Raw genomic sequence first — 7,059 nt, 5'->3', positions numbered from 1 at the left:
GTGGAAACCACCAATGTGATGGCGATGATAACGACTCCCGCCCAAAGGCCACCCTTCCCTAACGCGTATATCATCGCTGCTATCCAGAAGCCTCGTGACCAGAGGCTTTGTGATTCGTCAACCACTATCCGGGAACGTGACAAAGCCTTGGCGAGCTGTTCCATATGCGACCTATCCGCATTGGTCGCATAGCTTCCGCGCAAGTCCTGGGTGGTAATCTCTTCAAAAGAAACTACCTTCGTTGACTGGTCACGCGTTGAAAAGGAAGGATAATCGTACCCTCCATTTCGTTGAAAAGACTTTTGGTCACCCACAAAGGCCACGAGAACACGAGACTTCATTGAGTCACGAAATGAAGGTTGGATCTTGAAGACATTGATCCCTAAATTTCTTGATGCTTGAGCAATCGCACGCACAGCATCCGCCTTCGTCGCGGTATCAACCCTCTCGACGGTGAAAGAGGTACCGGTACCTGCAGGAAGCTCCTGGTCGATAGTGATAAGCATCTCGAATGTCACCACCATGGTGAGAATCAAGGAAGCCCAAACCGTCAACCGTTGAATCCAGTGAATTTGCAAATACCTCACCAAAACTTCCTCATAGTCTTCTCCTTTGAAGGCAAATATGATGGCGAAAAATCTTCCATCACGGGTTATTTTACCTCATAAATACAGCTGATTCATCCGGGCCTCTCACATATAGAGACCGTTCTTATGCCACTGATACCGATGTGGAATCCGAACCGGTACGATGACGCTGGCTACTCCTGGAACAATACCCTTGCCGGAGTTCGAACAACACTCCCACGACCAGTTTGCTTGGTTACACTCAAACCATGAGCATGGGATGTTTTAGTGGGTGTAGTGCGGAATCATGTAGAGAATGTCGCTGGTGATGACACTGGTGGGGATGGTGGCGGTCAGCCAGTTGCGGATTTGATGTCAGTCGAGCCGGTTGCCCATTCGTCTGATCTGCTCGCTGGCCTGTCTATCGAGTGAGGCCAGGGCCTCGTCGAGGTGTCGTGTGACGTCGTGGGCGAGCGAGTCGAGCCTGCTGTTCTGCTTGCTCTGCAGGCTTAAGAGCTGCTCGTTCACGTGCCGCTGCTAGTCGTACATCTTCCTGAGCTGTGTTTCGTCCCTACTGGCCGTTTGCTCCACGCTCTCCTCGAACGCCTTGTAGCCAAAGAGGATGACCTTCCTTGAGGCTTCGCTCTGCCTGTTGCCTGAGTCCTCTAATCGCTGCAAGCTGGTCAACAGCATCTGGTTGGCCTGTTCCATCGTGGAGGTTATCGTCTCCAACTACTCCCTGAGGTTCACCTGGCGGCTGGTGACGAGCTGTATCTGCGCGCCCTGGTAGTTCCTGAGCTCCTCGAGCACCTGCCTCGTCTCGCACAGTCGTGCACTCAGGTCCTCCTCGTTGCTCTGGTTCGGGTTCTTGTCCATGTCTCCTCGTTTCGTCCAGCAGCGATTGCAGTTCTCCGGCCACGCTCTTAATCTGTTCGCGCAGCTTCTCGATGGGCGTCTTCCCAATGCCCGTGAAGCGAAGTTATCCACGGTCAAAATCAAAAATTCAAGTTTTCTAGTATAGGTATATAGGTATATAGGGGATTTCTGATTAGATTTAATGCGCGTGGGGCTAAGAGGGTTTGCTGCATTCAAAGTCCCTCAAATTACATTCAAGGTCCATCTCTTGAATTTGGTCTGATTGTGGCTTATCTGGACGTGATTGCTGTCTGCGCTGGTTGGTGCACTTGGGGTGTGTTGATGATGGTGGTTTCGTGATTGCTGGTGGGTCTGATGCTTGGGTGGTTACGTTTGGTGGGCTGTAATTGCTGGTGTTTTATGGATGTGGTGAGCTGGTTTCGGACCCTTTCTGGGATAACGGTGAAATGCTCGTTTCTGACTGCGGCAGTTCTTCCGGCGCGCACGTCCGGCTCTGTTCTTTCCTGCCGGCTCCGGCAGGCTTGTACCGCGTGCATGGAGGTGGAGAATCTGTCCACCAGGATGGCCCAGGAACGGCTGGCCATCCTGGACAGACCCTGCGGAATCACCTACGCGCAGCCTCTTCCCGACACTTGAAAAAGGGCACCCCAGGAATTCCAATCTTCATGGATTCCCGGAACGCCCTTGCATCCTCCCGCGTCGGCCGTCAAGCTGCTGTCGGCCGCTTGTCCGTGTTCTGGAGGTACCAGGCGACAGCCTTGCGGATGATGGCGGATTTGTTTGTGCCCTCCTGCTTGGCCAGCTGGCTGGCCTTGTCGTCCAGATCCTTAGGCACCCGGATCTTCCAGGTCTTCCGTGCCACCTGGGTGGCTTCGGCCCGGCGCAGGCGCATCTGGTCGAATTCCGTATGAAGGTCCCGGAAGAACTGGTCCTTGTCCACCTCGCGGTTCGGATCCATGTGCCGTACGGAGCCTGGTACGACGTCCAGGCGCTCCCCGCGTTCGGCCTTGGCAGCCAGCTCTTCCATCTGCCGACACTCCTCTTCCGTCTTAGACTCGTACTCGTGTGCAAGCATGATGTTTACCTCGGTTTTTCTCTGATTGTTTATTTGTTGATCCTTGTTTGGCCGTCTACCGGTCGTGTTTGTTGGCGGGTCCGGTCATCTTGAGCGTTGGAGCTCCTCTCTCCCACCTTCTATCTATGTGGTACTACACTGACGACCTACAGTAAAGGATTACGTTCTTTTTCTGGTTTCCCTTGGTTTTTCATACGCGGCCTTGCTGTGGCGAGCAGCCTCCTCAAGGATTCGCTTCAGCTTCGGATCCTTTGATTGAAAAACCCTAATATGCTTTTTCGTGGCTCTGGCAGCCCGTCCGCACGTACGCCCGGCCCTTTACCCATGGTATGGGCGTACGGTACGCTCTCCATATGTCTTTACGATAAGGGCCATGGCAGGCGAGGAAGTGTCTCCGGAGGACAGAGCCAGGGCCGAGCAGGCGGCTAGCAGTGTCATCGGCCAGCTGCTGGCGGGCCAGGTGTACCCCAGGGTCCGCCGCTGGTGACCAGACGCCCGCATGCCGGGTTATCCATATTCTTCGATCCAGACCCTAGCGCTTTGACTCCAGGCCGTAGGCTGGGCCTTGCCATGCCGTCCCATTCCCCCGAATAATGCGAGCGGCATGGCGCTTCTCTCAATGCTCTTCGACTGGGCCGGCGACGGTGCAGGTGCCGTACTCTTCCTGCACGGGGTCGTCGACCGGATGCTCTTCCCCTGTCGTGTCGTATTCCTCGCCGTTGGTGCATGGACGTATCTGCGTCTCCTTGCCAATCTCCAGGTGGCCGGGGAAGTACCCCATGTACTGCCGGGCTTCATGGTCGTAGAGGAGGATGCCCTCCTCCCCGCATATCAGCGGCTTGAGGCCGGAACCAAAGTAGATCTCTTCGCGCGTGGGGTATGTAAACCGAAGGGACGACGGGTTGGCCAGGGTGAAAGTCCTGATGCCCTGGTTGACCTGCTGCAGAAGCCCTACTTCTTCCTTGATGTACCCGCTTGTCATCGTCATGATCAGACCTTCTCTTCCTTTCCTCCCCGGGTCTCTAATAGCCAAATACGGCCCTGGCGCCGCTTCCTCAATTGAATAAGGGAGTGGTACATATTTTATGAATTTCTGGGCAGGGGCGGCCAATAATATTATTCATGTCAGCATGATAGGGAGGCATCCGTTATGGGGAAAAGGACGAAATGGCCAGAGCCAAAGGGAAAAATACGGGGTTTCATTCGCAAGAAAGGTGGCCGAACGCAAACTTCTCAACAAACCCATAAACAGGGCCAGCAGATGAGCGAAGACCAAAAGCAACAACTTCAATGGACCCTTGAGCAGACTCAGCTGAGGTACAACGAACTCCAGGATAAGCACGACAAGCAGATGGATCTTGCCGCGCGCCTGCTGGGGTTCGGCGCTATATCCGCCTTCGCTGCCTTCTTATCGAAGTCCACTTCGAATAGTCTTACAGGAAAATTATGGGTCGTTGTCGTTTTCTTTATTATCCTTTTGTTTTGCGCTGTGTTTATTGCCGTACTAGTGCTCTGCAAATCTTCTATCCAGTTTTCTTGGGATGACGAGGAGCTTCAGGATATTACGAAGCTGAATCAGGAACAATCCAAGGAAGAAAAAACAACCTCCCTCATTGAAAACCTAAGCGCTCAAATAGAGACGTTGAGAGAGTCGAATGCCAATACTTCATTGGCTATTTACGCCATGTACTTGATGTATGCGTGTTCCCTTGTCGTACTCGTTTTAATTATTATTTTCTCTCATTGAGCCTGCGGCTTTAATCAAACAGCATGGTTTGTTGGTCGTAAACAGAGCGTTAGGCTGGAAAATAATACCCAAACGGTGCGTTATGCTGCTGGCTCCGCTCCTTCGAGTGTTCCAAGGCCTTGTAGATGGTGCTTCGGCTGACGTTGAACCTGTCGGCTATCTCCTGGACGGTCGCGGTCCTGGAGTCGTACAGCTGGCGAATCATGGCGATGTCCTTATCGGAAAGCTTGCTGGGCCGGCCGCCTTTCCTCCCTCGGGCCCTGGCCGCTTTCAGGCCGGCCATGGTGCGTTCCCGGATCAGGTCCCGCTCGAACTGGGCCAGGGCCGAAAAGATATTGAAGATCAGCACCCCTCCCGACGTGCTGGTGTCCATGTTCTCGGTCAGGCTGCGGAACTCCACCCCCATCTTCTGGAAACGGTCCATTAAGTCAACCAGGTTCTGGACGCTGCGCCCGAGGCGGTCCAGCTTCCAAACCACCACCGTGTCCCCCGGGCGGAGCATGTCCAGCATCCGGTCCAGCTGAGGGCGGCTTGCCTTGGCGCCCGACGCATGGTCGGTGAAAATCCTCTTGCAGCCGGCCTTCTTCAGGGCATCGGTCTGCAGGTCTTCGTTCTGCTCCAGCGTGCTCACTCGCGCATAGCCGATTTTCAGGCCGGCCCTGTCTGAATATTCCATACCTTTATCATACATACATTTATGGACGCATTTTTACACATATTTGACGCTGTACCAGCCTGGATTGGGGGCCGCGCGCACTTGTCCGTAAAACGGTCGTTTCTTAAGCAGGCGAGAGGCGTCGGTGCTTTTCCCGATGAATTTGGGCTCGTGATCATGTCTTTCAGGCGAGTTTGAACTCGGCTATTACGCGTTTAATCTCCTTGGTGACTATCTGAGAGCCAGATTCTATGTCGGAAGCGTCGGAGCTCTGTTGGGGCAAGGTGTTTTGAGCTTATGGCTCTACTAAAAGTATGCTATCGGGCATGAAGAGGCTCCGCTGGGAATGTATGGCTGGAAGCCAGTGGGGTGCCCGCTGATCATTGTGGCGTGGCTATGGGTGTTTTGAAGCAAAGAATCGACTCTGTCGGTGCTGCGAATAGGTGGGGAGATGGGACGGGGGCGAGTTGGATGCAGAGGGGCGGGGGGAGAGCGGTTATTCCTGTTCCACTTTCATGGGCCCTATTGGTATCCGGTCCCAGTCCTCGTCGGTGCTGATAAGGGCATGTCCAGGGCATCAGAGCTTTGTTCGGGCGGGAGGACCTTGGCTTCCGGAGTCGATTCGCTGTCCTTCTTCTGGGGCAGGGGTTCGCTACCTGATGCAGAGTATCCGTGTGTTAGGGGTGCCGGTGTTCCAAAACGACGCTGACAGGGGACCGGTACAGGCGGAGCCCGCCTGTGGTGGGACGGAAGACGGCGCAAGGATTGCCATAGCGGGCCCCGCAGGTTCTTGCAGGACCCATCAGAAATCTGCAGATCGCAGATCTGTTCCAGCAATTGCGCGGGGCAGTCAGCGAATCAACCCTGTCCGGCGATGGTTTTGTCGACGAGTTTGGGCAGTGCTTCTTCGATGGGTTCGTGGATGAGTCGGGTTGCCAGAGAATCATACTGGGTTGAACCCATGTTCATGATGGTGATTGGCACACCTGCCTGGGCTGCCACCGGCACCAGTGAGGCCGCCGGATACACCTCCAAGGTGGAGCCGATCACCCAGAATTGATCAGCCTGGCTGGCTAGCCTCATGCTCTTTTCCATGGCTCCCTCGGGCAGGGCCTGACCGAAATAGACCACATCAGTCTTGATGATGCCATTGCAAGGCATGTTGCCTTGGTAGGACATGCGCTTGTGGCAGTGTGGATCGGGTTCCTGATCGAGCTTGGCCATGATGTCGGCCGTCCGATATGGCTGACCGCATTTCATGCAATGGGAACTGCCGATGGTCCCGTGAAGGTTCACGATGACATCCTCGGAGTTGCCGGCTTTCTCGTGAAGGGCATCGAAGTTCTGCGTAGCCAGAAGGTTCAGCATGCCTGCCTGCTCCAGCCTGGCCAGTGCCTTGTGCGCTACTCCGGGCTGGGCCTTCCAGACCGGTGACTCCTTCTGCCACCGCCATGAGTACTCCCGCTGCTTCTGGTCGCTCATGAACAGGTCCAAGTCATAGACATTCATCTGATCGGGATGCTTGGTCCAAACCCCGTCAGGCCCGCGAAAATCCGGTATGCCGGCGGAAGTCGAGATGCCCGCACCGGTCAGTACTGCAATTGTTGTGCTCATACACCCGTCTTACCATCTGTTAATAGACTCTATGAGTCGAAGACCGACATGGTGCGCGAATATGCACCTATATCAACATTGACGTCTGTGAGTTGTGGATGAGTGGCATTTGAGGGCAGAAAGAGAAACGCGCACTGGATATGGCTGCCTATGGCCAGAATTCAGAACGACCACGAAAGGGCTATGCTGACACGCCGAACCAGCTGTGGCCTGATTATTGCCTTGTGAATAAAATGTGTACATGAAGTGGGGACCGTGGGCTGAAGGCCCATCTTCGTGAGACTCGAAGTTAGAAAGGAGCATGAAACGACACGCCGTTTGAGGGCTTGTTATTGCTGGTTTTGAGGGTCTTTGAGGGAAGGCCGGGTTGCGTTTTGGCCGGCTCGTGGTAAGTTTATCTCTTGCTGCTCAACACGGCGGTTCTTCTTCCGGGAGGAAGTTGAATGGCTTGTTGGTGTGGTGGTGGTTTGAGAACTCAAGAGCGTGTTTGTGCTACTTATAGCTTTTTGATTGCCAGTCCGATGCC

The 7,059-nt window shown here is 54.4% G+C and carries 9 protein-coding genes; 1 reads left to right on the top strand and 8 read right to left on the bottom strand.

Annotated elements, in window-relative coordinates; translation table 11 throughout:
- From AC0AP0_RS07165 to AC0AP0_RS07140, 6 genes are all read right to left on the bottom strand, one after another.
- Nucleotides 1–587 (bottom strand): hypothetical protein (locus AC0AP0_RS07165; protein ID WP_490429904.1); only part of this gene is annotated, 587 nt, incomplete at its 3' end.
- 354 nt (nucleotides 588–941) lie between these two features.
- A complete protein-coding gene (locus AC0AP0_RS07160) occupies nucleotides 942–1,094 on the bottom strand; it encodes a hypothetical protein (RefSeq protein WP_490429903.1) in 153 nt (50 codons plus the stop codon).
- Between the two features lie 9 nt (nucleotides 1,095–1,103).
- Nucleotides 1,104–1,298, bottom strand: a complete 195-nt coding sequence (locus AC0AP0_RS07155) for a hypothetical protein (RefSeq protein WP_490429901.1) — start codon at nucleotides 1,296–1,298, stop codon at nucleotides 1,104–1,106.
- The gene (locus tag AC0AP0_RS07150; protein ID WP_015021173.1) at nucleotides 1,299–1,442 is read right to left on the bottom strand and encodes a hypothetical protein; all 144 of its coding nucleotides are present in this window, start codon (nucleotides 1,440–1,442) and stop codon (nucleotides 1,299–1,301) included.
- A gap of 706 nt (nucleotides 1,443–2,148) precedes the next feature.
- Nucleotides 2,149–2,517 (bottom strand): ribbon-helix-helix protein, CopG family, encoded by a 369-nt coding sequence (locus AC0AP0_RS07145; protein ID WP_490429899.1) that lies wholly within the window; start codon nucleotides 2,515–2,517, stop codon nucleotides 2,149–2,151.
- A gap of 616 nt (nucleotides 2,518–3,133) precedes the next feature.
- A complete protein-coding gene (locus AC0AP0_RS07140) occupies nucleotides 3,134–3,505 on the bottom strand; it encodes a hypothetical protein (protein ID WP_490429898.1) in 372 nt (123 codons plus the stop codon).
- Between the two features lie 162 nt (nucleotides 3,506–3,667).
- On the opposite strand from AC0AP0_RS07140, the gene AC0AP0_RS07135 reads away from it, so the two are divergent.
- Nucleotides 3,668–4,264: a hypothetical protein gene (locus AC0AP0_RS07135; protein ID WP_490429897.1), complete on the top strand. Its 597-nt coding sequence runs from the start codon at nucleotides 3,668–3,670 to the stop codon at nucleotides 4,262–4,264.
- A gap of 49 nt (nucleotides 4,265–4,313) precedes the next feature.
- Here the strand turns inward: AC0AP0_RS07135 and AC0AP0_RS07130 are convergent, their stop codons facing one another.
- A complete protein-coding gene (locus tag AC0AP0_RS07130) occupies nucleotides 4,314–4,940 on the bottom strand; it encodes a recombinase family protein (protein ID WP_490429896.1) in 627 nt (208 codons plus the stop codon).
- Nucleotides 4,941–5,777: 837 nt separating this feature from the next.
- Nucleotides 5,778–6,533, bottom strand: a complete 756-nt coding sequence (locus AC0AP0_RS07125; protein WP_490429895.1) for a Sir2 family NAD-dependent protein deacetylase — start codon at nucleotides 6,531–6,533, stop codon at nucleotides 5,778–5,780.
- Nucleotides 6,534–7,059 lie beyond the last annotated feature (526 nt).

The sequence above is a fragment of the Bifidobacterium sp. POST2/T3 (B1) genome (assembly GCF_058197115.1).
Note: the sequence above shows the minus strand (reverse complement) of the source record. Positions and strands in the feature narration are given on the sequence as shown.

What these genes read in the sequence shown, in the direction of transcription:
- AC0AP0_RS07145 (WP_490429899.1), bottom strand. Translation starts at nt 2,517, where the DNA reads ATGCTTGCACACGAGTACGAGTCTAAGACGGAAGAGGAGTGTCGGCAG.
- AC0AP0_RS07135 (WP_490429897.1), top strand. Translation starts at nt 3,668, where the DNA reads ATGGGGAAAAGGACGAAATGGCCAGAGCCAAAGGGAAAAATACGGGGT.
- AC0AP0_RS07130 (WP_490429896.1), bottom strand. Translation starts at nt 4,940, where the DNA reads ATGGAATATTCAGACAGGGCCGGCCTGAAAATCGGCTATGCGCGAGTG.
- AC0AP0_RS07140 (WP_490429898.1), bottom strand. Translation starts at nt 3,505, where the DNA reads ATGACGATGACAAGCGGGTACATCAAGGAAGAAGTAGGGCTTCTGCAG.
- AC0AP0_RS07125 (WP_490429895.1), bottom strand. Translation starts at nt 6,533, where the DNA reads ATGAGCACAACAATTGCAGTACTGACCGGTGCGGGCATCTCGACTTCC.
- AC0AP0_RS07150 (WP_015021173.1), bottom strand. Translation starts at nt 1,442, where the DNA reads ATGGACAAGAACCCGAACCAGAGCAACGAGGAGGACCTGAGTGCACGA.